The organism is Variovorax sp. 10L421 (assembly GCF_056395365.1).
On the sequence record NZ_JBFTJJ010000017.1, the window covers coordinates 97046 to 120069 of the forward strand.

Below are 23024 nucleotides of genomic sequence, written 5' to 3' on the forward strand. Positions count from 1 at the left end.
CATGTCCCGATTTCAAGTGAAGAAGGTCGCCGTGCTCGGCGCCGGCGTGATGGGCGCGCAGATTGCGGCCCACCTCGTCAACGTGCGCGTGCCTGTCGTGCTGTTCGACCTGGCCGCAAAAGAAGGCCCGAAGAACGGCATCGTCGCGCGCGCCATCGACAACCTCAAGAAGCTCAAGCCCGCGCCGCTCGGCGACGTGGCCGATGCGGGCCTGATCGAACAGGCCAACTACGAAGACGACCTGGCCAAGCTCGGCGAGTGCGACCTCATCATCGAAGCCATTGCCGAGCGCATGGACTGGAAGCTCGATCTGTACAAGAAGATCGCGCCGCACGTTGCCAAGCATTCGATCCTGGCCTCGAACACCTCGGGCCTCTCGATCACCAAGCTCAGCGAGGCGCTGCCCGAAGCGCTGAAGCCGCGCTTCTGCGGCATCCACTTCTTCAACCCGCCGCGCTACATGTTCCTGGTGGAGCTGATCAACACGCCCACCACGCAGCCGCAGGTGCTCGACGACCTCGAAGCCTTCGTCACCAGCACGCTGGGCAAGGGTGTGGTGCGCGCGCACGACACGCCCAACTTCATCGCCAACCGCGTCGGCATCGCCGGCATGCTGGCCACGCTGAAGGAAGTCGAGAAGTTCGGCCTCACGCCCGACGTGGTGGATGACCTCACGGGCAAGAAGCTGGGCCGCGCCAGCTCGGGCACCTTCCGCACCGCCGACGTGGTGGGCCTCGACACGATGGCCCACGTCGTGAAGACGCTGCAGGACAACCTGAACGCCGAGAGCGATCCGTTCTACGCCAACTTCGCGACGCCGCCGGTGCTCGCCAAGCTGCTGGAGCTGGGCAACCTGGGCCAGAAGACCAAGGCCGGCTTCTTCAAGAAGGCCGGCCGCGACATCCTGCGCTTCGACCTGAAGAGCGGCGAGTACGTGCCCGCCGGCGCCAAGGCCGACGAGGTGTACGGCCGCATGCTGAAGAAGCCCGCGGGCGAACGCCTGAAGCTGCTGCGCGAGAGCGAAGGACCGCAGGGCCAGTTCCTCTGGGCCATCCTGCGCGACGGCTTCCACTACGCCGCCGTGCACCTGGGCGACATCGCCGAGAGCGCGCGCGACATCGACTTTGCGATGCGCTGGGGCTTCGGCATGAAGCAGGGCCCGTTCGAGCTCTGGCAGGAAGCCGGCTGGGCGCAGGTCGCCAAGTGGGTGCAGGAAGACATCGACTCCGGCAAGGCGCTGAGCAGCGCACCGCTGCCCAAGTGGGTGTTCGAAGGCCCGGTGGCCGAGGCTGGCGGCGTGCACACGCCCGAAGGCTCGTGGAGCGCGTCGCAGAACAAGTTCGTGCCGCAGCGCAGGCTGCCCGTGCATGACCGCCAGTTGTTCCCGGAAAGCGTGCTCGGTGCGAATGCAGCCGATGCCAACACCGCGGGCACCACCATCAGCGACGAAGGCGATGTGCGCGTGTGGACGCTGGATGGTGAGGTGCTGATCGCGAGCATCCATTCGAAGATGCACGCCATCAGCCCTGACGTGGCCGAGGCGCTGGGCGCCGCAGTCGACCTGGCCGAAGCCGAATACAAGGGCCTCGTGATCTGGTCGCCCGATGAGATGTTCTCGGTCGGCGCCGACCTGCAGGCGATGCTGCCGGCCTTCGTCGTAGCCGGTATCGGCGCGGTGGAGGGCGCCGAGCAGGAGTTGCAGAACGTGATGCTCAAGATCCGCTACGCCAGCGTGCCGGTGATCTCCGCGGTGCGCGGCATGGCGCTGGGCGGCGGCTGCGAGCTGGCCGTCCACTCGGCCAAACGGGTCGCAGCAATGGAGAGCTACATCGGCCTGGTCGAAGTCGGCGTGGGGCTGATCCCCGGCGCGGGTGGCCTGACCTACATCGCGCGCCGTGCCGCCGAGAACGCCTCGGCCTCGACGGGCACCGACCTGCTGCCGTTCCTCACCGAAGGCTTCACCGCGGCCGCGATGGCGAAGGTGGGCACCGGCGCGCTCGACTCGAAGAAGCTGGGCTACCTGCTCGACAGCGACGTGATCGTGCCGAACAAGGACGAGCTGCTGTATGTGGCGCTGCAGCAGGCCAAGGCCATGGCCGACGCCGGCTACCGTGCACCGCTGCGCCGCAGCTTCCGCGTGGCGGGCCGCAGCGGCGCCGCGACGATCAAGGGCCAGCTCGTGAACATGCGCGACGGCGGCTTCATCAGCGCGCACGACTTCCACATTGCAAGCCTGATCGCGAACGTGGTGACCGGCGGCGACGTGGACGCCGGCTCGCTCGTGACCGAGGAGTACCTGATGGCGCTGGAACGCAAGGCGTTCTGCTCGCTCATCGTGCATCCGAAGACGCAGGAGCGGATCATGGGAATGCTGAGCACGGGGAAGCCGGTGCGTAACTGACGCGAGCGATGCCCTCTTACTCCTTCCCCCTCTGGGGGAAGGCCGGGATGGGGGCAGGCAGCCTATGCAAACCCAATCCACTCCCAACGCGCAACAGAACGCCCGCACATTGCGGCGCGAGATGACCGACTCCGAGCGCAAGCTCTGGAGCGGGTTGCGCGGCGAGCAACTGGGAGTGAAGTTCCGCAGGCAGCATCCGCTTGGCAACTACATCGCCGACTTCGCATGCCTCGGCCCTAAGCTGATCGTCGAACTCGACGGATCGCAACACCAGGCGCAGGCCGGCTACGACGCCCGACGCGACGCTTTCCTGCGCGAGCAGGGATTCGAAGTGCTTCGCTTCGGCTCGAACGATCCGTTTGTCAATCTTGAAGGGGTGTTGCAGGCCATCGTCAATCGACTGGATGAATTGACGGCCGCTTGCCCCCATCCCAACCTTCCCCCAGAGGGGGAAGGAGCCCAATCCAGGAACCATCCATGAAACAAGTCCAAGACGCCTACATCGTCTCCGCCACCCGCACCCCCATCGGCAAGTCGCACCGCGGCTACTTCCGCAACTACCGCCCCGACGACCTGCTCGCGACCACGCTGCGTGCCGCGCTCGCCGCCGTGCCCAGCCTCGATCCCAAGGCCATCGAAGACATCATCTGCGGCTGCGCGATTCCCGAATCGCAGCAGGGCCTGAACGTCGCGCGCATCGGCGCCGTGTTGGCGGGCCTGCCGACCAGCGTCGGCGGCATCACCGTGAACCGCTTCTGCGCCTCGGGCCTGTCGGCCGTGCAGATGGCGGCCGACCGCATCCGCGTCGGCGAGGCCGATGTGATGATCGCGGCCGGTGTCGAAAGCATGAGCATGGTGCCGATGATGGGCAATTCGCCCTCGCTGTCGCCCTCGATCTTCGAGCGCGAAGGCGATGTCGGCATTGCCTACGGCATGGGCCTCACGGCCGAGAAGGTCGCGCAGCAGTGGAAGGTGAGCCGCGAGGCGCAGGACGAGTTCGCACTCGCCTCGCACCAGAAGGCGCTGGCCGCGCAGAAGGCCGGCAAGTTCGCCGACGAGATCACGCCGATCGAAGTGACCGACCGCACGCCAAACCTCGCCACCGGCGAGTCGATCGTGAAGACGCGCATGGCGAACCTCGACGAAGGCGCGCGCCCCGACACCAGCCTCGAAGGCCTGGCCAAGCTGCGCACCGTGTTCGCCGCGCGCGGCACCGTCACGGCCGGCAACAGCTCGCAGACCTCGGACGGCGCCGGCGCGCTGATCCTCGCGAGCGAGAAGGCGGTGAAGCAGTACGGCCTCACGCCGCTCGCGCGCTTCGTGAGCTTCGCGAGCAAAGGTGTGCCGCCGCACATCATGGGCATCGGCCCGATCGAGGCCATTCCCGCCGCGCTGCGCTACGCCGGCCTGAAGCACCAGGACATCGACTGGTTCGAGCTCAACGAAGCCTTCGCCGCGCAGTCGCTGGCCGTCATCAACACGCTGGGGCTCGATCCGTCGAAGGTCAACCCGATGGGCGGCGCAATTGCGCTGGGCCATCCGCTCGGTGCCACCGGCGCCATCCGTTCGGCGACCGTGGTGCATGCGCTGCGCCGCGAGAACCTGAAGTACGGCATGGTCACGATGTGCGTGGGCATGGGCCAGGGCGCCGCGGGAATCTTCGAGCGCGTCTGATCGGCAACGCGCAAGACACCGGGACGAGCGTCGAGGCAACGAAGGAGACAACCTCATGCAGATGCAGCAGCTTGCAACCGATGGTGGTCGTACGCAATTGGCCGTGCGAACGTACGAGCCGGTCGGCGCACCGCGTGCCAGCATCGTGATCGGTGGCGCGATGGGCGTGCGCCAGTCCTTCTACGAGCCCTTCGCGCGATGGCTCGCGCAGCAGGGCCTGCGCGTCTGGACCTTCGACTACCGGGGCTCCGGCGACTCGCGCGGCAATGCGCCGCTGCGCGGCTTCAAGGCCGACCTGCTCGACTGGGCTTGCGACTACGAAGCGGTGATCGACGCAGCCAAGGCGGCGTTGCCCGGCCAGCCGCTCTACCTGCTGGGCCACAGCCTGGGCGCGCAGCTGCCGGGCTTCCTGCAGCGTCCCGGGCAGGTCGACGGCCTCGTCAGCATCGCCGCGGGCAGCGGCTACTGGCGCGAGAACGCGCCGAAGCTCAAGCGCAGCATCCTCTACTTCTGGTTCGTGCTCGTGCCGCTGGTCACGCGGCTGTGCGGCTACTTTCCGGGCCGCCGGCTGAAGAAGGTCGGCGACCTGCCGCGCGGCGTGATCCTGCAATGGCGGCGCTGGTGCCTGAACCCGCGCTACAGCGTCGGCGCGGAAGGCGAGGCGGCACTGCGCAGCTACGGCCGCGTGCGCTTCCCGGTGCTCGCGCTGTCGATGACCGACGACGAGCTCATGACGCTCGCCGGCACCGAAAGCCTCGTGAGCTTCTATGCCGGCGCACCGAGCGCGGTGGAGCGCATTGCGCCGGCCGACGTGCAGGCCCGGCGCATCGGCCACTTCGGCTTCTTCCGCGAGCAGTTCAGCCAGAGCCTCTGGCCGAGCACGCTCGACAAGCTGCATCGGCTGGCGTCGCTTACTGCGCTGCAGCACGCCAACGTCCCGCACACGACTGCGTGACGCCATCGACCGGAGGCACACTGCCGATCATGACGACGAGCACGCACCCCTTCGACAAGGCCCTGGCGATCCACCACAGCGACATCCGCGTGGGGCACTTCACGGGCATGACCAGCCCCGACTACTGGAACATGGTCGGCCCTTTCGGCGGCACCACCGCGGCGCTGGCGCTGCAAGCGGTGCTGAAGCATCCCGACCTGCTCGGCGTGCCGATCGCGCTCACGGTGAACTACGCGGCGGCGCTCGAAGCCGGCGCGTTCGACATCCAGGCCACCGCCGTGCGCACCAACCGCTCGACGCAGCACTGGACGGTGCAGATCACGCAGGCCGGCCCCGGCGCAGCGCCGAACATGACGACCACCGCCACCGTGGTGACCGCCGTGCGCCGCGAGACCTGGAACGGCAACGACCTGCCGATGCCCGAGGTGCCGCGGCCCGAGATGGTCGAGCGCATGAGCATTGGCCCGTCGGGCGTGGCGTGGATCGGCCAGTACGAGATGCGGCCGATCAGCGGCAGCATTCCTTCGAAATGGGACGGCAGCGGCCATCACAGCGAGAGCCGGCTCTGGGTGCGCGATGCGCAGCAACGCGCGCTCGACTTCGCCTCGCTCGCGGCCATGAGCGACCTGTTCTTCCCGCGCGTGTGGCTGCGCCGCGCCACGCGGGTGCCGGTGGGCACGGTGTCGATCACCACGTATTTCCATGCCGATGCGGCGCAGCTGGCCGAGGTCGGCACGGGTTACCTGCTCGGCAGCGCGACGGGGCAGCAGTTCAGCAGCGGCTTCTTCGACCAGGCTGCGCAGCTCTGGAGCGAAGGCGGCACGTTGCTCGCCACTTCCAACCAGATCGTCTACTACAAGGAATGACCGTCATGGCGCTCACCAAGGCTGCACTCATCGTGGGCGCGGGCGACGCCACCGGCGGCGCCATTGCCCGCCGCTTCGCGCGCGAAGGCTTCGCCACCTGCGTCACGCGGCGCAGCCTCGACAAGCTGCAGCCGCTGGTGGCGCAGATCGAGGCCGACGGCGGCTGCGCACATGCCTTCGCCTGCGATGCGCGCAAGGAAGAGGAGGTGGTTGCACTCGTCGAGCAGATCGAGTCGACGGTCGGGCCGATCGAGGTGATGGTGTTCAACATCGGGGCCAACGTGCCCGAGAGCATCCTGAGCGAGACCGCGCGCAAGTACTTCAAGGTGTGGGAGATGGCCTGCTTCTCGGGCTTTCTCAACGGGCGCGAGGTGGCGAAGCGGATGGTGGCGCGCGACATGCCGGAAGGCGGGCATCGCGGCACGATCATCTTCACGGGCGCGACGGCTTCGCTGCGTGGCGCGGCGAACTTCGGCGCCTTCTCGGGCGCCAAGATGGCATTGCGCGCGCTGGCCCAGTCGATGGCGCGGGAGCTGGGGCCGCAGGGCATTCACGTGGCGCACGTGGTGGTCGACGGCGCCATCGACACCGAGTTCATCCGCAGCAACTTCCCCGAGCGCTATGCACTGAAGGACAGTGACGGCATCCTGAACCCGGACCACATCGCCGACAGCTACTGGATGCTGCATTCGCAACCGCGCGATGCATGGACGCACGAGCTCGATCTGCGGCCCTGGTCCGAGAAATTCTGAGATGACGGGCGCAGGGGAGTACCCGGTGGCCTGTGCACGCGCCCCCGAACACAAGCGTCCGACAAGGAGACACCCATGACCAAATCCGTCGACTTCTACTTCGACTTCGGCAGCCCCGCCGCCTACCTCGCCGCAACGCAGCTGCCGCACGTATGTGCTGACGCAGGCGCCGAGCTGGTGTGGAAGCCTATGCTCCTGGGCGGCGTGTTCCAGGCCACGGGGAACCATTCGCCCGCCGAGATCAAGCCCAAGGGCCCGTACATGACCGTCGACCTGCAGCGCTTTGCGAAGCGCTACGGCGTGCCCTTCGTGCACAACCCGCATTTCCCCATCAACACGCTGCTGCTGATGCGCGGCGCCACCGGCATCCAGATGAAGGAGCCGGCGCGCTTCGGTGCGTATGTCGACGCGGTCTTCCACGCGATGTGGGTCGAGCCGAAGAATCTCAACGACCCGGCAATCGTCGGCGCCGTCTTGCAGAATGCGGGCTTCGACGCCGCGGGCCTGCTCGCGCTGGCCGGCGCGCAGGAAACCAAGGACCGCCTCAAGGCCGTCACCCAGGAAGCCGTGGAGCGCGGCGTGTTCGGCGCTCCCACCATGTTCGTCGGCAGCGAGATGTTCTGGGGGCAAGACCGCCTCGATTTCGTCCGCGAAGCCCTTTGCGCCTGATCGCGGCGCCAATCCCTTTATTCAAGGACCATTCCCATGAGCGACATCCTCGTCCACACCGAAGCCGGTGTGATGACCCTCACTTTCAACCGCGTCGACAAGAAGAACTCGATCACCAGCGGCATGTACGCCGAACTGGCCGATGCGCTGGCCGCCGCCGAGAGCGATGCGGCCGTGCGCTGCGTGCTGATCCAGGGCGATCCGACCATCTTCAGCGCGGGCAACGACATCGGCGACTTCCTCAACGGCCCGCCGTCGACGCAGGAATCGCCGGTGTTCCGCTTCCTGCGAGGCATCGCAACCTTCCCCAAGCCCATCGTCGCGGCCGTGTGCGGCCCGGCCGTGGGCATCGGCACCACGATGCTGTTCCATTGCGACCTCGTCTACGCGGGCGACAACGCCGCCTTCTCGATGCCCTTCGTGAACCTCGGCCTGTGCCCCGAAGCGGCGTCGAGCCTGCTGGTGCCGCAGATGCTGGGCTACCACCGCGCGGCCGAGGCGTTGCTGCTGGGCGAGCCCTTCATGGCCGAGGCCGCGCTGGAGGTGGGCCTGGTCAACCGCGTGGTGCCGCCGACCGAGGCCAACGCCATCGCGCAGACGCAGGCCCGCAAGCTCGCCGCCAAGCCGCTGAGCGCGCTGGTGGAAACCAAGCGCCTGCTGAAGAAGGCGCAGATGCCTGCCGTGCTGGAGCGCATGGGCGAGGAGGGTGCGAGCTTCGGTCGCATGCTGCGCGAACCGGCGGCGCGCGAGGCCTTCGGCGCGTTCATGGAGAAGCGCAAGCCGGACTTCTCCAAGGTCTGACGCGCTTCCCGGGCCGGGGCCTGCATACGTACACTGCGCGGCGTGCAAGAGAAAAGAACCCTCGCAACGCCCGGCCCGCAGGCAAACGACGCTACTGAAAAAGTAGCATTCCGCTTCTCGCGCCGGCGTACTTTCGGTTTGCTGGCAGGTGCCCTGGCAGCCCCTTCACTGGCCTTGGCGCGGGTGCGACCGCTGCGCATCGGCGTCATCGGTTCGTGGTCCGGCCCTTATGCGGGCGGTGGCCGGCAGTTCGATGCCGGCATGGCCGTCTGGCTGGCGGCGCACAACCAGAACATTGCGGGCCGGCCGGTCGAACTGCTGCGGCGCGACGTGCCCGGCAGCGCGCCCGACCAGGCGCGCCGCCATGCGCTGGACCTCGTGGAAAGCGAGCGTGTCGACCTGCTGGCGGGCCTGGATTTCAGCTCCAACGCCTATGCCGTGGGCAGCGTCGCCACGCAGGCGAAGCTGCCGCTGGTGGTGATGAACGCAGCCTCCTCGGGCATCACGGCGCGCTGCCCGTTCGCGGTGCGGGTGTCCTTCACCATCGGGCAGGTCACGCTGCCGCTGGCGCGCTGGGCGCTCCAGCAAGGCTTGCGCGACGTCTGCACCGTGGTGGCCGACTACGCCTCGGGCGTCGATGCCGAAAGCGCCTTCGTATCGGGCATCACCGCGGGTGGAGGCCGGGTCGGCGCGATGCTGCGGGTGCCGCTGGCCACGCTCGACTACTCGGCCTACATGCTGCGGCTGCGCGAACTCAAGCCACAGGCGGTGTTCTTCTTCCTGCCGTCGGGGCAGATGCCGGCCACCTTCCTGAAGTTCTGGCGCGACCGCGGCATGGCCGACGCCGGCATTCGCCTGCTCGCGACGGGCGACGCCACCGACGACCACTACCTCGAGGGCATCGGCGAGCTGGCCGATGGGCTCGTCACGAGTCACCACTATTCATTCGCGCACGAGTCGCCGGCCAACCGCCGGTTCACGTCGGCGTTCCAGGCGGAGTACGGCGATCACCTGCGTCCGGGGTATTTCGCGGTCGCGGCCCACGATGCGCTCGCGGCCATCGACGCGGCGATGGCCTCGCCCGTGGCGCACGGTGGCGCGGTTGGCGAGCGGCTGGTGGACGCGTTCCGGGGCGTGCGGCTCGACAGCCCGCGCGGCCCGATAGAGATCGACGCGCACACGCGGGACATCGTGCAGACGGTGTACATCCGCCGCGTCGAGCGCCGCGAGGGGCGCTGGGTCAACCGCGAGTTCGAGCACTTCGAGCGCGTACGCGACCCGGGCGTCTGAACTCGTTCAGGGCTGCTGCTCGATCACTCGCGGACGGCCGTTGTCGTCGATGGCGACGTAGGTGAAGGTAGCCTGCGTGACCTTGATGTACTCGCCCTGGGCGCGGAAGCGCTCGGCGAAGACTTCGACGGTCACCGTGACCGAGGTGCGCCCGATGCGCACCAGCTTCGAATAGAACGAAAGAATGTCGCCCAGCCGCACCGGCTGCTTGAAGATGAATTCGTTGACCGCCACCGTCGCCTGCCGGCCCTTGGCGTAGCGCGCCGGAATCACCGAGCCGGCCAGGTCGCACTGCGCCATGACCCAGCCGCCGAAGATGTCGCCGTTGGCGTTGCAGTCCGCCGGCATCGGAATGACCTTGAGCACCAGCTCCATGTCGGTGGGCAGGCTTTTGAGGGTGGCCGCGGCGGCGGCACTGGAAGTATCTGACATGGGCACAATCTGGAACAAACAAGCAACCACGATTGTCCTCCATGCGCCGAAGCGGCGAAGCCCTTCCTTCCCCCCACACAGCCGGCGGCCACCCGCCGGCGCGCAGTGACCGTTCCGACTGGGCGACGCTGCGCCGCCTGTTTCCCTACCTCTGGCAGTACAAGTGGCGGGTGGCCGCGGCGCTGGCCTTCATGGTGGGCGCCAAGGTGGCCAACGTGGGCGTGCCGGTGCTGCTGAAGAACCTGGTCGACACGATGACGCCCAAGCCCGACATGGCACAGGCGCTGCTCATCGTGCCCATCGGGCTGCTGCTGGCCTACGGGCTGCTGCGCTTCTCGACCTCGCTCTTCGGCGAGCTGCGCGAGCTGATCTTCGCCAAGGCCACCGAGGGCACGGCCCGGCAGATCGCGCTGGAGGTGTTCCGCCACCTGCACGCGCTGAGCCTGCGCTTCCACCTGGAGCGCCAGACCGGCGGCATGACGCGCGACATCGAGCGCGGCACGCGCGGCGTGCACTCGCTGATCTCGATGTCGCTCTACAGCATCGTGCCGACCATCATCGAACTGGTGCTGGTGCTCACCATCCTGGGCGTGAAGTTCGACTCGCTGTTCGTCTGGATCACGGCGGCCGCGCTGGTGCTGTACATCACGTTCACCGTCACGGTGACCGAGTGGCGCACGCAGTTCCGCAAGACCATGAACGAGCTCGACTCGGTGGCGCAGAGTCGCGCGGTCGATTCGCTGCTGAACTACGAGACCGTCAAGTACTTCAACAACGAGGATTTCGAGGCCGGCCGCTACGACGCCAGCCTCGACCGCTACCGCAAGGCCGCCATCAAGAGCCAGCGCACGCTGAGCATGCTCAACACCGGCCAGCAGGCGCTGATCGCCATCAGCCTGGTGCTGATGCTGTGGCGCGCCACCTCGGGCGTGGTCGACGGGCGTATGACGCTGGGCGACCTGGTGATGGTCAACGCCTTCATGATCCAGCTCTACATTCCGCTGAATTTCCTCGGCGTGATCTACCGCGAGATCAAGCAGAGCCTGACCGACCTCGACAAGATGTTCGTGCTGATGGAAAAAGAGCGCGAGGTGCGCGATGCGCCCGGCTCGCAGCCGCTGGCCGGCGCCGACGCCACGGTGCGCTTCGAGGACGTGAGCTTCGCCTACGAGCCCGCGCGGCCCATCCTCAAGCACGTGAGCTTCGAGATTCCAGCGGGCAAGACGGTGGCCGTGGTCGGCCCCTCGGGCTCGGGCAAGTCGACGCTCGCGCGGCTGCTCTACCGCTTCTACGACGTGCAGCAGGGCCGCATCACCATCGGCGGCGAGGACATCCGCGCAGTCACGCAGTCGAGCGTGCGCCGCGCGATCGGCATCGTGCCGCAGGACACGGTGCTCTTCAACGACACGGTCGAATACAACATTGCCTACGGCCGCCCCGGCGCCACGCGCGAAGAGGTGGAGGCCGCGGCCCGCGCCGCGCGCATCCACGACTTCATCGTGGCCACGCCCAAGGGCTACGAAACGACGGTGGGCGAGCGCGGCCTCAAGCTCTCGGGCGGCGAGAAGCAGCGCGTGGCCATCGCGCGCACGCTGCTGAAGAACCCGCCGATCGTGATCTTCGACGAGGCCACCTCGGCGCTCGACTCGGCCAACGAGCGCGCCATCCAGTCTGAGCTCAAGAGCGCCGCGCAGGACAAGACCACGCTGGTCATCGCGCACCGGCTGTCGACGGTGGTCGACGCGCACGAGATCCTGGTGCTGGAGTCGGGCGTGATCGTCGAGCGCGGCACGCACGCCGAGCTGCTCGCGAAGCAGGGCCGCTACGCCCAGATGTGGGCCTTGCAGAAGAGCGAAGCGGCACCGCTGATGTAGCGCGATCATCCATTTCATTTTTTCGTTCAGGAGTTCCCACGTGTCGACCAAGATTCCCCTGCTGGTGCTCAACAGCCTGTCGAGCGCCCACCAGGCCCAGATTGCCGAGGTCTACGACATGACCTATGCCTTCGGCGACGCGCAGCGCGCGGCTGCCATTGCCGAGCACGGCAAGAAGTTCCGCGCGGTGCTGACCATCGGCGTCATCGGTATCACGCCCGAGGAAATCGCGGCCATGCCGGCCGTGGAGCTGATCTGCTGCATGGGCGCGGGCTACGAGGGCGTGCCGCTCGAAGCCACGCGTGCACGCGGCATCGCCACGGCCAACGGCGCGGGCACCAACGACGACTGTGTGGCCGATCACGCCTTCGGCCTGCTGATCGGCATCGTGCGCGAGTTCCGCAAGCTCGACCGGCTGTGCCGCGAAGGCGTGTGGCGCGAGGCCATTCCGCAGCCGCCGAACGTGTCGGGCAAGAAGCTGGGCATCCTGGGGATGGGCACCATCGGGCAGAAGATCGCGAAGCGGGCGGCGGCGTTCGACATGGAGGTGGGCTATCACAACCGCAAGCCGAAGGAAGGCGCGACGCACCGCTACTTCGACGACCTGACGTCGCTTGCCACATGGGCCGACTTCCTCGTGCTGGTCGCGCCGGGCGGCCCGGCCACGAAGCACCTGGTCAATGCCGAAGTGCTCGACGCGCTCGGGCCGCAGGGCTACCTGGTGAGCATCGGGCGTGGCAGCGTGGTCGACACCGAGGCGCTGGCGGCGGCGCTGCGCGAGAACCGCATCGCCGGTGCCGGCCTCGACGTGTACGAGAGCGAACCGAAGCGGCCCGAGCCGCTGATCGGCCTCGATAACGTGCTGCTGACACCGCACATGGCCGGCTGGTCGCCCGAGGCGACGCAGAAGTCGGTGGACCACTTCCTCGCGAATGCCGAAGGGCACTTCGCGGGGCGTGGCGTCCTCACCCCCATCTGATGCCTTGCTCCTCCCCCTTCTGGGGGARGGTTGGGATGGGGGCAGGCAGRGCGCKCGATGGAGGCGCCGCTTGCCCCCACCCCAGCCCTCCCCCAGCGGGGGAGGGAGTCAAACCAATACTGGGGGGCGATGGGCGGCCCAGCCGCATGCCTGGTCGTACGCATGCCCAAGCCGCAGCACATCGAGGTCCGCATGGATAGGCCCCGCCAGCTGCAGCCCCATCGGCAGCCCGCCTTCGCCGAAGCCGGCGCGCACATTCAGGGTCGGCAGCCCGGCCAGGGTGAAAGGCGTGACGATCTCCATCCAGCGGTGGTACGTGTCGCTCGCCACGCCAGCGACTTCCTTCGGCCAGTGCATTTCCGCGTCGAACGGAAACACCTGCGCGGTCGGCGCCAGCACGAAGTCGAAGCGTTCGAACAGCTTCAGGAACGCGCGATACACGTTCGACCGGTACACCGAGGCCTGGTAGAGCGAGGCCGCATCCAGGTGACGGCTCTGCTCGATCTCCCATTGCGCCTCCGGCTTGAGCTGCGCGAACAGCTTCGGATCGCTCAGGTAGGCGCCCAGCTTGCCGCCCACCAGCAACTGCCGCAGGCGCAGCCAGGCGCTCCAGTTGTGCTCGCGCGGCACGTCGAGCGTGCAGGGTTCGACCTCGCAGCCGATGTCGCGGAAGGTGCCGTGCGCTTTCTCGCCCAACTCGCGGATGCCCGGCTCCAGCGGCAGGTCGGGCCAGATGCTGCCCAGCCAGCCGATGCGCAGTCCCTTGCTGTCGTCGTCGAGTTGCAGTTCGTCGGGCGAGGGCAGGGCGTGCGGCGACGACAGCGGCACGCGAGCGTCGAAGCCCGCCTGCACGGCCAGCAGCCGCGCGGCGTCTTCCACGGTGCGCGCCATCGGGCCTTCGCAGCCCAGCTGCTGGAAGAACAGTTCCTCGTCGGGGTTGCCCGGCACGCGTCCGCGCGAGGGGCGCATGCCGATCACGTTGTTGAAGGCGGCAGGGTTGCGCAGCGAACCCATCATGTCGCTGCCGTCCGCCACGGGCAGCATGCCCAGGGCCAGCGCCACCGCGGCACCGCCGCTGCTGCCGCCCGCGCTGCGATCGGGCGCGTAGGCATTGCGGGTGATGCCGAACACGGTGTTGTAGGTGTGCGAGCCGAGCCCGAACTCGGGCGTGTTGGTCTTGCCGATGACCACGGCGCCGGCCGCCCTGGCGCGTGCCACGTGCAGGCTGTCGGCCCGCGCGGCGGAGCGCGGCGACAGCGGCGAGCCCATGGAGGTCGGCAGGCCGGCGGCGTGGCTCAGGTCCTTCACCGCCAGCGGAAAGCCGTGCATCCAGCCGCGGCGCTCGCCGCGCGCCAGCTCGGCGTCGCGCTCGTCGGCCTCGGCCAGCACCTGCTGCGGATCGCGCGGCGACACGATGGCGTTGAAGCGCGGGTTCAGCGCTTCGATGCGGGCCAGCGAGGCCTGCATCAGCTCGCGGCAGGACACGTCGCGCGCGGCGATGCGGCGGGAGAGTTCGGTGGCGCTGAGGTCGAGCAGGTCGGCTGAAGACATGGCGGATGAGGGAAAAAGAGGGGGAGCCCAGTATGGCGCGGCGCTCGCATAATCGCCGCGTATGGAAACAAAGTGGCTCGAAGACTTCATCAGCCTTGCGGAAACGCGCAGCTTCAGCCGCTCGGCCCAATTGAGGCACGTGACGCAGCCGGCGTTCTCCCGCCGCATCCAGGCGCTCGAAGGCTGGGCCGGCACCGACCTGGTGGACCGCAGTTCGTACCCCACGCGGCTCACGCCAGCGGGCCAGACGCTCTACAGCCAGGCCATCGAGATGCTGCAGTCGCTGCAGAGCACCCGGGCCATGCTGCGCGGGCACTCGGCCGCCGGGCAGGATGTGATCGAAATTGCCGTGCCGCACACGCTGGCCTTCACCTTCTTTCCCTCGTGGGTGACCAGCCTCAGGGAGCATTTCGGGCCCATCAAGAGCCGCCTGATCGCGCTCAACGTGCATGACGCGGTGCTGCGGCTGGTCGAAGGCAGCTGCGACCTGCTGATCGCCTACCACCACCCCTCGCAGCCGCTGCAGCTCGACGCCAACAAGTACGAGATGGTCAGCCTCGGCGAGGAAACCGTCGCCCCCTGGGTCAAGGCCGATGCCGAGGGCGCGCCGCGCTACCGCCTGCCGGGCCGGCCCGGCCAGCCGCTGCCCTACCTGGGCTATGCGCCGGGCGCCTACCTGGGGCGCGTGGTCGACCAGTTGCTGAAGGAATCGGGCACCGCCATCCACCTCGACCGGGTCTACGAAACCGACATGGCCGAGGGCCTGAAGGTGATGGCGCTCGAAGGGCACGGTATCGCCTTCCTGCCGCAGAGCGCGGTGCGCAAGGAGATCAAGGCGCGCAAGCTCGTGAGCGCGCTGCCGCCCGAGATCGACAGCCTGGAGGCGACGATGGAGATCCGCGCCTACCGCGAGCGGCCCGGCATGGCGGCCCCGCTCAGGGCCGGTGGCGGCCGCGCTGCGAAGGCTTCGACCTCCGAGGGCTTGCAGCCCAAACGCACTGCCGATGCGTTATGGTCTTACCTGGTCGGCACCCAGCCCCAGCGTCAATGACCGGATTTTGTGCAACGCACAATCTATAAATGCCACGCATAGGACCCCCCGCAAACGGCATTGGCGCCCTTGAACCGGCGCCACTACAGTCGCGGCAGTTTTTTTGCCGTTGCAAGCAGCACAGCCCGGCACGCGCCTTGCGCGTGCTTTTTTTTAAGCCGAGGAACCAGCATGAGCTCCAATTTCAGGACTGAACACGACTTCCTCGGCGACAAGCAGATCCCCGCCGTCGCCTACTGGGGCGTGCACACGGCCCGCGCGGTCGAGAACTTCCCCATCTCCGGCACCCGCATCTCGGCCATGCCCGACCTGGTGCGTGCGCTGGCCTACGTGAAGAAGGCCGCCACGCGCGCCAACGCCGACTTGGGCGCCATCGACCGCGACCGCGCGGCGGCCATCATCCTGGCCTGCGAGGACATCGTCGACGGCAAGCTGCTCGACGAGTTCGTGGTCGACGTGATCCAGGGCGGCGCCGGCACCTCGACCAACATGAACGCCAACGAGGTCATCTGCAACCTCGCGCTCGAGAAGCTGGGCCACGAGAAGGCGCGCTACGACGTGCTGCATCCCAACGACCACGTCAACGCCTCGCAGAGCACCAACGACGTGTACCCCACGGCCGTGCGCCTGGCGCTGTGGTTCGCCATCGACCGGCTGCTCGAATCGATGGCGTCGCTGCGCCGCAGCTTCGAGGCCAAGGCGCTCGAATTCAAGGACATCCTCAAGATCGGCCGCACGCAGCTGCAAGATGCCGTGCCGATGACGCTGGGCCAGGAGTTCCTGACCTACGCGATCATGATTGGGGAAGACGAGGCCCGCCTGGGCGAGGCGCGCGCGCTCATCGAGGAAATCAACCTCGGCGCGACTGCCATCGGCACCGGCATCAACGCGCCGCACGGCTATGCCAACCTGGCCTGCCAGTACCTCGCCGAGCAGACCGGCGTGCCGCTGAAGCAGGCCGCCAATCTCATCGAGGCCACGCAGGACACGGGGGCCTTCGTGCAGCTGTCGGGCGTGCTCAAGCGCGTGGCGACCAAGCTCAGCAAGACCTGCAACGACCTGCGCCTGCTGTCCAGCGGCCCGCAGGCCGGCTTCGGCGAGATCCGGCTGCCGGCGCGGCAGGCGGGCTCGTCGATCATGCCGGGCAAGGTCAACCCCGTGATTCCCGAGGTGATGAACCAGGTGGCCTTCGAGGTCATCGGCAACGACGTCACAGTCACGATGGCGTCCGAGGCCGGCCAGCTGCAGCTCAACGCCTTCGAACCGATCATGGGCTGGAGCCTGTTCAAGAGCATCCAGCACCTGAGCCGGGCCTGCAACACGCTGGAGAAGAACTGCGTCGTCGGCATCGAGGCCAACCGCGAGTTCCTCGCCAAGCGGGTGCGCGAATCGGTCACGCTGGTCACGGCGCTCAACCCGCTCATCGGCTACGAGAAGGCCGCGCTCATCGCCAAGACCGCGCTCGCCACGGGCGGGCCGATCGACGTGGTGGCCGAGTCGCTGGGCATCATGACGCGCGCCGAGATGGACGCGCTGCTGGTGCCCGAGAACCTGACGCAGCCGGTGCGCCTGTCGGCCGCGCCAGTTCCACCGGCCGCCGAGCCTTCGGGCACAAAGGCTGCTTAGTGAAAGTCGGACAATGCCAGGAGGCAGGATCGCACCAGGCTGGCGCTGCAATGCGCATGGCCGGTGCAGCGTGGGTGTGAATGCACCGGGTTGGTCCGGGTATCACGCAAAATGTGAATGTCTAGAATTTAGTTGTATCTGTTTCAGTCACCCTCAGGAGTTTTCTGTATGAAAAAACAAGCAATGGCATTGGCAATCGCGGCGCTCGCCACCAGCGGCGTCTTCGCTCAGGCCAATGACACCCTGGCCAAGATCAAGGCTTCGGGCACCATCACCGAAGGCGTGCGTGAATCCTCGGGCCTGTCGTACACGCTGGGCAACGGCCAATACACCGGCTTCCACTACGACGTCTGCGCCAACATCATCAAGGACCTCGAGAAGGCCGTCGGCAAGAAGCTCGAAGTCAAGTACCAGCCCGTGACCTCGCAGAACCGCATTCCCCTGGTGCAGAACGGCACCGTGGACATCGAGTGCGGCTCCACCACCAACAACGCCACCCGCCAGAAGGACGTGGCCTTCGGCGTGACCACCTACGTCGAAGAAACCAAGATCGTCGTCAAGGCCAACTCGGGCATCCACTCGCTGGCCGACCTGAAGGACAAGACGGTTGCCACCACCACCGGCACCACGCCGCTGCAGACCGTGCGCAAGCAGAAGCGCGCCGAGAACCTGACCTTCAAGGAGGTCTACGGCAAGGACCACTCCGACAGCTTCCTGCTGCTCGAAACCGGCCGTGCCGACGCCTTCGTGATGGACGGCTCGATCCTGGCTGCCCTGGCCGCCAAGTCGAAGTCGCCGAAGGACTACAAGATCCTGCCGGACGTGCTGGCCGTCGAACCCATCGGCATCATGATCCGCAAGGACGACCCGGCCTTCAAGAAGGCCGTGGACGACAGCATCAAGGCACAGGCCAAGTCGGGCGAGCTCGCCAAGCTGTACGACAAGTGGTTTCTGAAGCCGATCCCGCCGGCTGGCGTGACCATCGGCCTGCCGCTGGGCGAAGCCACCAAGAACGCCTGGGCCAACCCGAACGACAAGCCGGCCGAAGAGTACGTCACCAAGGAATAAGCGCGCGTCGCAGCGTGATGACGCCCACCTTTCGCGGTGGGCGTTTCTTTTCAAGGGACTGGTTTTCGAAGAGACGGTGAAGAAGGAGTAAATACAAATGGGCAACTGGGATTGGCAGGTGTTCCTGCAAGACCCCGGGGGGGAATATCCGAGCTACCTGCAATGGATGCTCTCGGCGTGGGGCTGGACGGTGTCGGTCGCGCTGCTGGCGCTGATCGTGGCACTGGTGCTGGGCTCGCTGATCGGCATCATCCGCACGCTGCCTGACAGCCCGTGGCTGGTGCGGCTGGGCAATGCGTGGGTGGAGCTGTTCCGCAACATCCCGCTGCTGGTGCAGATCTTCCTCTGGTACCACGTGATCCCGGCGCTGATCCCGGTGATGAAGGGCGTGCCCAGCTTCATCCTCGTGGTGCTGGCGCTGGGCTTCTTCACCTCGGCGCGCATCGCCGAGCAGGTGCGCTCGGGCATCCAGGCGCTGCCCAAGGGCCAGCGCTACGCGGGCATGGCGGTGGGCTTCACCACCGCGCAGTACTACCGCTACGTGATCCTGCCGATGGCCTACCGCATCATCATCCCGCCGCTCACGAGCGAGACGATGAACATCTTCAAGAACTCGTCCGTCGCCTTCGCCGTGTCGGTCGCCGAGCTCACCATGTTCGCGATGCAGGCGCAGGAAGAAACCTCGCGCGGCATCGAGGTCTACCTCGCGGTGACGGCGTGCTACGTGGTGTCGGCCCTGGTCATCAACCGGCTCATGGCATTCATCGAGAAGAAGACCCGCGTGCCGGGCTTCATCGTCTCGGCCAGCAGCGGCGGCGGAGGACATTGACATGATGAATCTCGACCTGTCGTTCTACAACTGGGACGTCATCAGCAACTTCGTCGTCAAGGGCTTCTACTTCAGCATCATGCTGACGATCGTGGCCACCATCGGCGGCGTGATCTTCGGCACCCTGCTGGCGCTCATGCGCCTGTCGGGCAAGAAGTGGCTCGACGCGCCCGCGGCGCTGTACGTCAACGGCATGCGAAGCATCCCGCTGGTGATGGTGATCCTGTGGTTCTTCCTGCTCGTGCCGGCGTCGTTCTATTCGATGTTCGGTTCGGTCGGTTCCAACTACCGCTCCGAAATCTCGGCCGTGATCACCTTCGTCGCGTTCGAGGCAGCGTACTTCAGCGAGATCATGCGCGCGGGCATCCAGTCGATCCCGCGCGGCCAGGTGAACGCGGGCCAGGCGGTGGGCATGACCTACGGCCAGAACATGCGTCTCGTGGTGCTGCCGCAGGCCTTCCGCAACATGCTGCCGGTGCTGCTCACGCAGACCATCATCCTGTTCCAGGACACCTCGCTGGTCTACGCCATCGGCGCCTACGACATGCTCAAGGGCTTCGAGACCGCGGGCAAGAACTTCGGCCGTCCGATCGAGGCGTACCTGCTCGCGGCCGTCGTGTACTTCGTCATGTGCTATGCCCTGTCTTGGCTGGTGAAACGCCTGCACAAGAAGATCGCCATCATTCGCTGACCGAGTGGCTGAACCGGAGAGAAAGAAATGTCCGAAAAAATGATTGAAATCAAGAACGTATCGAAGTGGTATGGCCCGGTGCAGGTGCTCAACGACTGCAACGTGAACATCTCCAAGGGCGACGTGGTGGTGGTGTGCGGGCCCTCGGGCTCGGGCAAGTCCACCCTCATCAAGACCGTGAACGCGCTCGAGCCCTTCCAGAAGGGCGAGATCACCGTCAACGGCATTCCGCTGCACGACCCCAAGACCAACCTGCCCAAGCTGCGCTCCAAGGTCGGCATGGTGTTCCAGCACTTCGAGCTGTTCCCACACCTGTCGGTGACCGAGAACCTCACGATCGCGCAGATCAAGGTGCTGGGCCGCACGCCCGACGAAGCCAAGACCCGCGGCCTCAAGATGCTCGACCGCGTGGGCCTGATGGCGCACAAGGACAAGTTCCCGGGCCAGCTGTCGGGCGGCCAGCAGCAGCGCGTGGCGATCGCCCGTGCGCTGTCGATGGACCCGATCGTGATGCTGTTCGACGAACCCACCTCGGCGCTCGACCCCGAGATGGTCGGCGAAGTGCTCGACGTGATGGTGAGCCTGGCCAAGGAAGGCATGACCATGATGGTGGTCACGCACGAAATGGCCTTCGCCCGCAAGGTTGCGAGCCGCGTGATCTTCATCGACGTGGGCGGCAAGATCCTGGAAGACTGCCCGAAGGACGAGTTCTTCAACCACCCGGAGAACCGCCAGCCGCGCACCAAGGACTTCCTGAACAAGATCCTGCAGCACTGACAAGCCGCTGCCGGGTTCAGGCAAAAGGGGCCGCGCTTCGAGAGCGCGGCCCCTTTTTCCATTGGCGGGAGGCCCTGTGCACGCGATCTATTTCGTGCCAGGGCTCGCCGCAAACACCTTGTCGAAGAACGCCGGAATCTCGCTGCCCAGCCGCGCCAGCAGCGCCTTGCGGTCGAAGCCTTGCGGATCGGCTCGAACGTCCCCGTCGTCCGTCGGGATCGCACTCGAGGGGGTGTCCATGAAGGCGAAGTGCCAGGCGTCGGGAATCCGCTGGAGTTCGGCGCCCGGCATGTTCTGCGCGACCCATTCGGCATGGAAGCGCGGAACGAGAAAGCGGTCCAGCTGCGCCTCGTAGATCCGCGTGGGCACGCGGATGTCCGAGAGCGAAGCGGCCGTGAAGGGAACGCCGGCCGGAGCCATTGCCACGACCGCGCGTACCCGAGGGTCGCGCAGTGAAGGCAGCAGCGGCGATGCCGGGGCCGCCACTGTGCTGGTCGGCGCTCCAGCGTTGCGGCCGACGCCGCAAAAGATCGGGTCGGCGGCGCGCTCGCTCGCGCAGTGGCTGGCGATGCGCGACAGGTCGGCCTGCCCGCCCGCGAGCGCCAGCACCGTGTAGCCGCCGGCCGAATGACCCAGTGCGCCGATGCGGGGGCCTTGCGCGTCGACAGCGATCCGGTCCTTCCACATCGGGTCTTTCAACAGCACGTCGATCACGTGGGAGATCTGCTGCGGCCGTTGCGTGAAGTAGGCCGCCGCGCCTTGATGCAGCAGTGCGCCGTCCTGCCAGTTGTCGCCCGGATGGCGCAGCGCCGCGACCAGGTAGCCGTCTCGCGCGAGCGCTTCGGCCAGGCTGGTGTGGCCCAGTTCGGTGCCGCCGACACCGTGGCTCAACACGATCAGGCCCTTGAAGCGCTCCTCGGGTGGCGCCTGGATGGCCACGCGGACCGTGAACGGCCCCATGGGAATGGCGCGGGCGGCGGCCTGTGTCGGGTAGTAGAGCGCGACCACGACGGGCGCGGCGTCCGGCGCCGCAACCGGAAGACTCAGCTGGCGCCAGCCGGCTTCGGCGGCCATGAGCTGGAACGACAGCAGCAAGCCCGAGGCGAGCAGCAGGACCTGGCGGAAAACGGTGCGCATCGTGGATCTCCTGGACGGTGTCGATGGAGTCCGCATGGTGGCCGCGCCGCTGCGCGGCAGCCACCGGATTGCGATGAAGTGCGTGAAAGGCGGCGCGAAAGTGCTCAGGGCAGCCGCGCGATGTGTTCCGTCAGCAAATCGAAGAAGCCCTGCGCATCGCCGTCGACGATCCAGTTCACGTTGGGCGTGCGGTGCAGGCTGCCGTACCAGTCGGCCACCGTCTGCCCGAAGCCCATGCCCTCGCGGCTGTCGACCTCCACGTGGATGCGCCTGCCCTTGAAGAGCGAAGGCTGCAGCAGGTAGGCCGTGACGGTGGCGTCGTGCACCGGGCCGCCCGGCATGTCGTAGTGCTTCATCTCCTGGGGCGCGTAGGCGTCGAGGATGTCCGCGACGATCGCGCCGGCCCGGTTGCCGAGGCCGCGCAGCCGCGCGACGCGTTCGTCGCTGGTGAGGATCTTGTGGGTCACGTCGAGCGGCAGCATGGTGATGGGCACGCCGCTCTTCAGCAGCACTGCCTCGGCCGCATGCGGGTCGGCGAACACGTTGAACTCGGCCACCGGCGTGATGTTGCCGCCGTTGAAATGTGCGCCGGCCATGAGCACCAGCTCGCGCAGGCCGCGCACGATGTCGGGGGCTTGCTCGAGCGCCAGTGCAAGGTTGGTCTGCGGGCCGAGCATCGCGAGCGTCACGCTCTTCTCGGGCGCGGCGCGCAGCGTGCGCACCAGGTAGTCGACCGCATGGCCATCGGCCAGCGGCCCGGCGGGCTCGTGCACATCGACGCCCGTGAGGCCCTCCTTGCCGTGGATGTTGGCCGCGTAGATCGGCGTGCGCCGCAGGGGCCGCTCGGCGCCCGCGTACACCGGGATCTCCGGCCGCCCGGCCCATTCGCAGGCCAGCCGTGCGTTGCGCGAGGTCTTGGCCAGCGGCACGTTGCCGGCCACCGTCGTCAGCGCCTCGATGCGCAGCCGTTCGGGCGCCGCCATCGCGAACAGCAGCGCGATCACGTCATCGGCGCCAGGGTCGGTGTCGATGATGAGCGTGTGCACCGTGGCGTCGGTGGATGGCGTGGGTTGCATGACAAGGTTCCTCGGCGGGCGCGGACGGTGCACCCTGTCGGGCAAGTCTGCCAGAGCGCCGGTGCCTGTCAGGGCGCGTCGCCGGCGTTAGCTGGCGACTTTTTCGGGGCGGTGCACAGGGCACGCTGCTGGCTACAGCGCCTTCACCAGTTCCGGCACCGCCGTGAACAGGTCGGCCACCAGCCCGTAGTCGGCCACCGAGAAGATCGGCGCTTCCTCGTCCTTGTTGATCGCCACGATCACCTTGGAATCCTTCATGCCGGCCAAGTGCTGGATCGCACCCGAGATGCCGCAGGCGATGTACAGCTGCGGGGCGACGATCTTGCCCGTCTGGCCCACTTGCCAGTCGTTCGGGGCGTAGCCCGCATCCACGGCGGCGCGGCTGGCGCCCAGGCCCGCGTTGAGCTTGTCGGCCAGCGGCGCCATCACCTCGGTGAACTTCTCGGCGCTGCCCAGCGCCCGGCCACCCGAGACGATGATCTTGGCGGCCGTCAGCTCGGGGCGTTCGCTCTTCGTGACTTCCCG

General features: G+C 67.3%; 22 protein-coding genes. 17 read left to right on the forward strand and 5 right to left on the reverse strand.

Annotated elements, in window-relative coordinates; all coding sequences use genetic code 11:
* The first annotated feature begins 1 nt into the window (after window position 1).
* The 9 genes from AC1DFC_RS20970 to AC1DFC_RS21010 all read left to right on the forward strand — a co-directional run bounded on the left by AC1DFC_RS20970 (window position 2) and on the right by AC1DFC_RS21010 (window position 9408).
* Window positions 2-2401 carry a 3-hydroxyacyl-CoA dehydrogenase/enoyl-CoA hydratase family protein gene (locus AC1DFC_RS20970; protein ID WP_478179920.1) on the forward strand — a complete coding sequence of 800 codons (2400 nt, stop codon included), beginning with the start codon at window positions 2-4 and terminating at the stop codon, window positions 2399-2401.
* Between the two features lie 64 nt (window positions 2402-2465).
* Window positions 2466-2882, forward strand: a complete 417-nt coding sequence (locus AC1DFC_RS20975; protein ID WP_007834073.1) for an endonuclease domain-containing protein — start codon at window positions 2466-2468, stop codon at window positions 2880-2882.
* A complete protein-coding gene (locus AC1DFC_RS20980) occupies window positions 2879-4075 on the forward strand; it encodes an acetyl-CoA C-acyltransferase (protein WP_007834074.1) in 1197 nt (398 codons plus the stop codon). Before AC1DFC_RS20975 ends, AC1DFC_RS20980 begins: the two co-directional genes overlap by 4 nt.
* Window positions 4076-4130: 55 nt before the next feature.
* A complete protein-coding gene (locus AC1DFC_RS20985; protein WP_007834079.1) occupies window positions 4131-5030 on the forward strand; it encodes an alpha/beta hydrolase family protein in 900 nt (299 codons plus the stop codon).
* Window positions 5031-5059: 29 nt separating this feature from the next.
* The gene (locus AC1DFC_RS20990) at window positions 5060-5896 is read left to right on the forward strand and encodes an acyl-CoA thioesterase (protein ID WP_007834081.1); all 837 of its coding nucleotides are present in this window, start codon (window positions 5060-5062) and stop codon (window positions 5894-5896) included.
* A 5-nt stretch (window positions 5897-5901) separates the two neighbouring features.
* Window positions 5902-6648 carry an SDR family oxidoreductase gene (locus AC1DFC_RS20995; protein WP_007834083.1) on the forward strand — a complete coding sequence of 249 codons (747 nt, stop codon included), beginning with the start codon at window positions 5902-5904 and terminating at the stop codon, window positions 6646-6648.
* A gap of 75 nt (window positions 6649-6723) precedes the next feature.
* On the forward strand, window positions 6724-7317 hold the full coding sequence (locus tag AC1DFC_RS21000) for a 2-hydroxychromene-2-carboxylate isomerase (RefSeq protein ID WP_413316101.1): 594 nt from the start codon (window positions 6724-6726) through the stop codon (window positions 7315-7317).
* Window positions 7318-7353: 36 nt separating this feature from the next.
* Window positions 7354-8118, forward strand: coding sequence for an enoyl-CoA hydratase (locus AC1DFC_RS21005; RefSeq protein WP_413316102.1), 765 nt, complete (start codon window positions 7354-7356; stop codon window positions 8116-8118).
* A gap of 183 nt (window positions 8119-8301) precedes the next feature.
* Window positions 8302-9408: an ABC transporter substrate-binding protein gene (locus tag AC1DFC_RS21010; RefSeq protein ID WP_042673490.1), complete on the forward strand. Its 1107-nt coding sequence runs from the start codon at window positions 8302-8304 to the stop codon at window positions 9406-9408.
* A 6-nt stretch (window positions 9409-9414) separates the two neighbouring features.
* Here the strand turns inward: AC1DFC_RS21010 and AC1DFC_RS21015 are convergent, their stop codons facing one another.
* Window positions 9415-9840 (reverse strand): acyl-CoA thioesterase, encoded by a 426-nt coding sequence (locus AC1DFC_RS21015; protein WP_007834091.1) that lies wholly within the window; start codon window positions 9838-9840, stop codon window positions 9415-9417.
* A 41-nt stretch (window positions 9841-9881) separates the two neighbouring features.
* Between AC1DFC_RS21015 and AC1DFC_RS21020 the strand changes: the two genes are divergently transcribed.
* Together AC1DFC_RS21020 and AC1DFC_RS21025 are read left to right on the forward strand one after the other, a co-directional pair.
* On the forward strand, window positions 9882-11714 hold the full coding sequence (locus tag AC1DFC_RS21020; protein ID WP_413335550.1) for an ABCB family ABC transporter ATP-binding protein/permease: 1833 nt from the start codon (window positions 9882-9884) through the stop codon (window positions 11712-11714).
* Between the two features lie 40 nt (window positions 11715-11754).
* Window positions 11755-12693, forward strand: a complete 939-nt coding sequence (locus AC1DFC_RS21025; RefSeq protein WP_413335548.1) for a 2-hydroxyacid dehydrogenase — start codon at window positions 11755-11757, stop codon at window positions 12691-12693.
* 108 nt (window positions 12694-12801) lie between these two features.
* Here the strand turns inward: AC1DFC_RS21025 and AC1DFC_RS21030 are convergent, their stop codons facing one another.
* Window positions 12802-14244, reverse strand: coding sequence for an amidase (locus AC1DFC_RS21030; protein WP_413335480.1), 1443 nt, complete (start codon window positions 14242-14244; stop codon window positions 12802-12804).
* A gap of 61 nt (window positions 14245-14305) precedes the next feature.
* On the opposite strand from AC1DFC_RS21030, the gene AC1DFC_RS21035 reads away from it, so the two are divergent.
* From AC1DFC_RS21035 to AC1DFC_RS21060, 6 genes are all read left to right on the forward strand, one after another.
* Entirely contained in the window at window positions 14306-15295 is a 990-nt protein-coding gene (locus AC1DFC_RS21035) for a LysR substrate-binding domain-containing protein (protein WP_413316067.1), read from the forward strand.
* 171 nt (window positions 15296-15466) lie between these two features.
* Window positions 15467-16921 (forward strand): aspartate ammonia-lyase, encoded by a 1455-nt coding sequence (locus tag AC1DFC_RS21040; RefSeq protein ID WP_007838240.1) that lies wholly within the window; start codon window positions 15467-15469, stop codon window positions 16919-16921.
* 168 nt (window positions 16922-17089) lie between these two features.
* Window positions 17090-17989: an amino acid ABC transporter substrate-binding protein gene (locus AC1DFC_RS21045; RefSeq protein ID WP_007838242.1), complete on the forward strand. Its 900-nt coding sequence runs from the start codon at window positions 17090-17092 to the stop codon at window positions 17987-17989.
* A 97-nt stretch (window positions 17990-18086) separates the two neighbouring features.
* Window positions 18087-18818 carry an amino acid ABC transporter permease gene (locus tag AC1DFC_RS21050; RefSeq protein WP_007838244.1) on the forward strand — a complete coding sequence of 244 codons (732 nt, stop codon included), beginning with the start codon at window positions 18087-18089 and terminating at the stop codon, window positions 18816-18818.
* 1 nt (window position 18819) lies between these two features.
* A complete protein-coding gene (locus AC1DFC_RS21055; protein ID WP_478179921.1) occupies window positions 18820-19509 on the forward strand; it encodes an amino acid ABC transporter permease in 690 nt (229 codons plus the stop codon).
* 39 nt (window positions 19510-19548) lie between these two features.
* Entirely contained in the window at window positions 19549-20286 is a 738-nt protein-coding gene (locus tag AC1DFC_RS21060) for an amino acid ABC transporter ATP-binding protein (protein ID WP_478179927.1), read from the forward strand.
* A gap of 87 nt (window positions 20287-20373) precedes the next feature.
* On the opposite strand, the gene AC1DFC_RS21065 is transcribed toward AC1DFC_RS21060, so the two are convergent.
* The 3 genes from AC1DFC_RS21065 to AC1DFC_RS21075 form a co-directional block, all read right to left on the reverse strand.
* On the reverse strand, window positions 20374-21423 hold the full coding sequence (locus AC1DFC_RS21065; protein WP_478179922.1) for an alpha/beta hydrolase family protein: 1050 nt from the start codon (window positions 21421-21423) through the stop codon (window positions 20374-20376).
* A gap of 104 nt (window positions 21424-21527) precedes the next feature.
* Entirely contained in the window at window positions 21528-22499 is a 972-nt protein-coding gene (locus tag AC1DFC_RS21070; protein ID WP_007837566.1) for a nucleoside hydrolase, read from the reverse strand.
* A 132-nt stretch (window positions 22500-22631) separates the two neighbouring features.
* Window positions 22632-23024, reverse strand: a 393-nt coding sequence (locus AC1DFC_RS21075) for an electron transfer flavoprotein subunit alpha/FixB family protein (RefSeq protein WP_478179923.1), incomplete at its 5' end; no start/stop codon positions are given.

Bases quoted from the DNA above. Each gene is read 5' to 3' on its own strand.
- AC1DFC_RS20985 (WP_007834079.1), top strand. From the start codon at position 4,131: ATGCAGATGCAGCAGCTTGCAACCGATGGTGGTCGTACGCAATTGGCC.
- AC1DFC_RS20970 (WP_478179920.1), top strand. From the start codon at position 2: ATGTCCCGATTTCAAGTGAAGAAGGTCGCCGTGCTCGGCGCCGGCGTG.
- AC1DFC_RS20980 (WP_007834074.1), top strand. From the start codon at position 2,879: ATGAAACAAGTCCAAGACGCCTACATCGTCTCCGCCACCCGCACCCCC.
- AC1DFC_RS21020 (WP_413335550.1), top strand. From the start codon at position 9,882: ATGCGCCGAAGCGGCGAAGCCCTTCCTTCCCCCCACACAGCCGGCGGC.
- AC1DFC_RS20995 (WP_007834083.1), top strand. From the start codon at position 5,902: ATGGCGCTCACCAAGGCTGCACTCATCGTGGGCGCGGGCGACGCCACC.
- AC1DFC_RS21050 (WP_007838244.1), top strand. From the start codon at position 18,087: ATGGGCAACTGGGATTGGCAGGTGTTCCTGCAAGACCCCGGGGGGGAA.
- AC1DFC_RS21060 (WP_478179927.1), top strand. From the start codon at position 19,549: ATGATTGAAATCAAGAACGTATCGAAGTGGTATGGCCCGGTGCAGGTG.
- AC1DFC_RS20975 (WP_007834073.1), top strand. From the start codon at position 2,466: ATGCAAACCCAATCCACTCCCAACGCGCAACAGAACGCCCGCACATTG.
- AC1DFC_RS21045 (WP_007838242.1), top strand. From the start codon at position 17,090: ATGAAAAAACAAGCAATGGCATTGGCAATCGCGGCGCTCGCCACCAGC.
- AC1DFC_RS21065 (WP_478179922.1), bottom strand. From the start codon at position 21,423: ATGCGCACCGTTTTCCGCCAGGTCCTGCTGCTCGCCTCGGGCTTGCTG.
- AC1DFC_RS21015 (WP_007834091.1), bottom strand. From the start codon at position 9,840: ATGTCAGATACTTCCAGTGCCGCCGCCGCGGCCACCCTCAAAAGCCTG.
- AC1DFC_RS20990 (WP_007834081.1), top strand. From the start codon at position 5,060: ATGACGACGAGCACGCACCCCTTCGACAAGGCCCTGGCGATCCACCAC.
- AC1DFC_RS21040 (WP_007838240.1), top strand. From the start codon at position 15,467: ATGAGCTCCAATTTCAGGACTGAACACGACTTCCTCGGCGACAAGCAG.
- AC1DFC_RS21005 (WP_413316102.1), top strand. From the start codon at position 7,354: ATGAGCGACATCCTCGTCCACACCGAAGCCGGTGTGATGACCCTCACT.
- AC1DFC_RS21030 (WP_413335480.1), bottom strand. From the start codon at position 14,244: ATGTCTTCAGCCGACCTGCTCGACCTCAGCGCCACCGAACTCTCCCGC.
- AC1DFC_RS21000 (WP_413316101.1), top strand. From the start codon at position 6,724: ATGACCAAATCCGTCGACTTCTACTTCGACTTCGGCAGCCCCGCCGCC.
- AC1DFC_RS21035 (WP_413316067.1), top strand. From the start codon at position 14,306: ATGGAAACAAAGTGGCTCGAAGACTTCATCAGCCTTGCGGAAACGCGC.
- AC1DFC_RS21070 (WP_007837566.1), bottom strand. From the start codon at position 22,499: ATGCAACCCACGCCATCCACCGACGCCACGGTGCACACGCTCATCATC.
- AC1DFC_RS21055 (WP_478179921.1), top strand. From the start codon at position 18,820: ATGATGAATCTCGACCTGTCGTTCTACAACTGGGACGTCATCAGCAAC.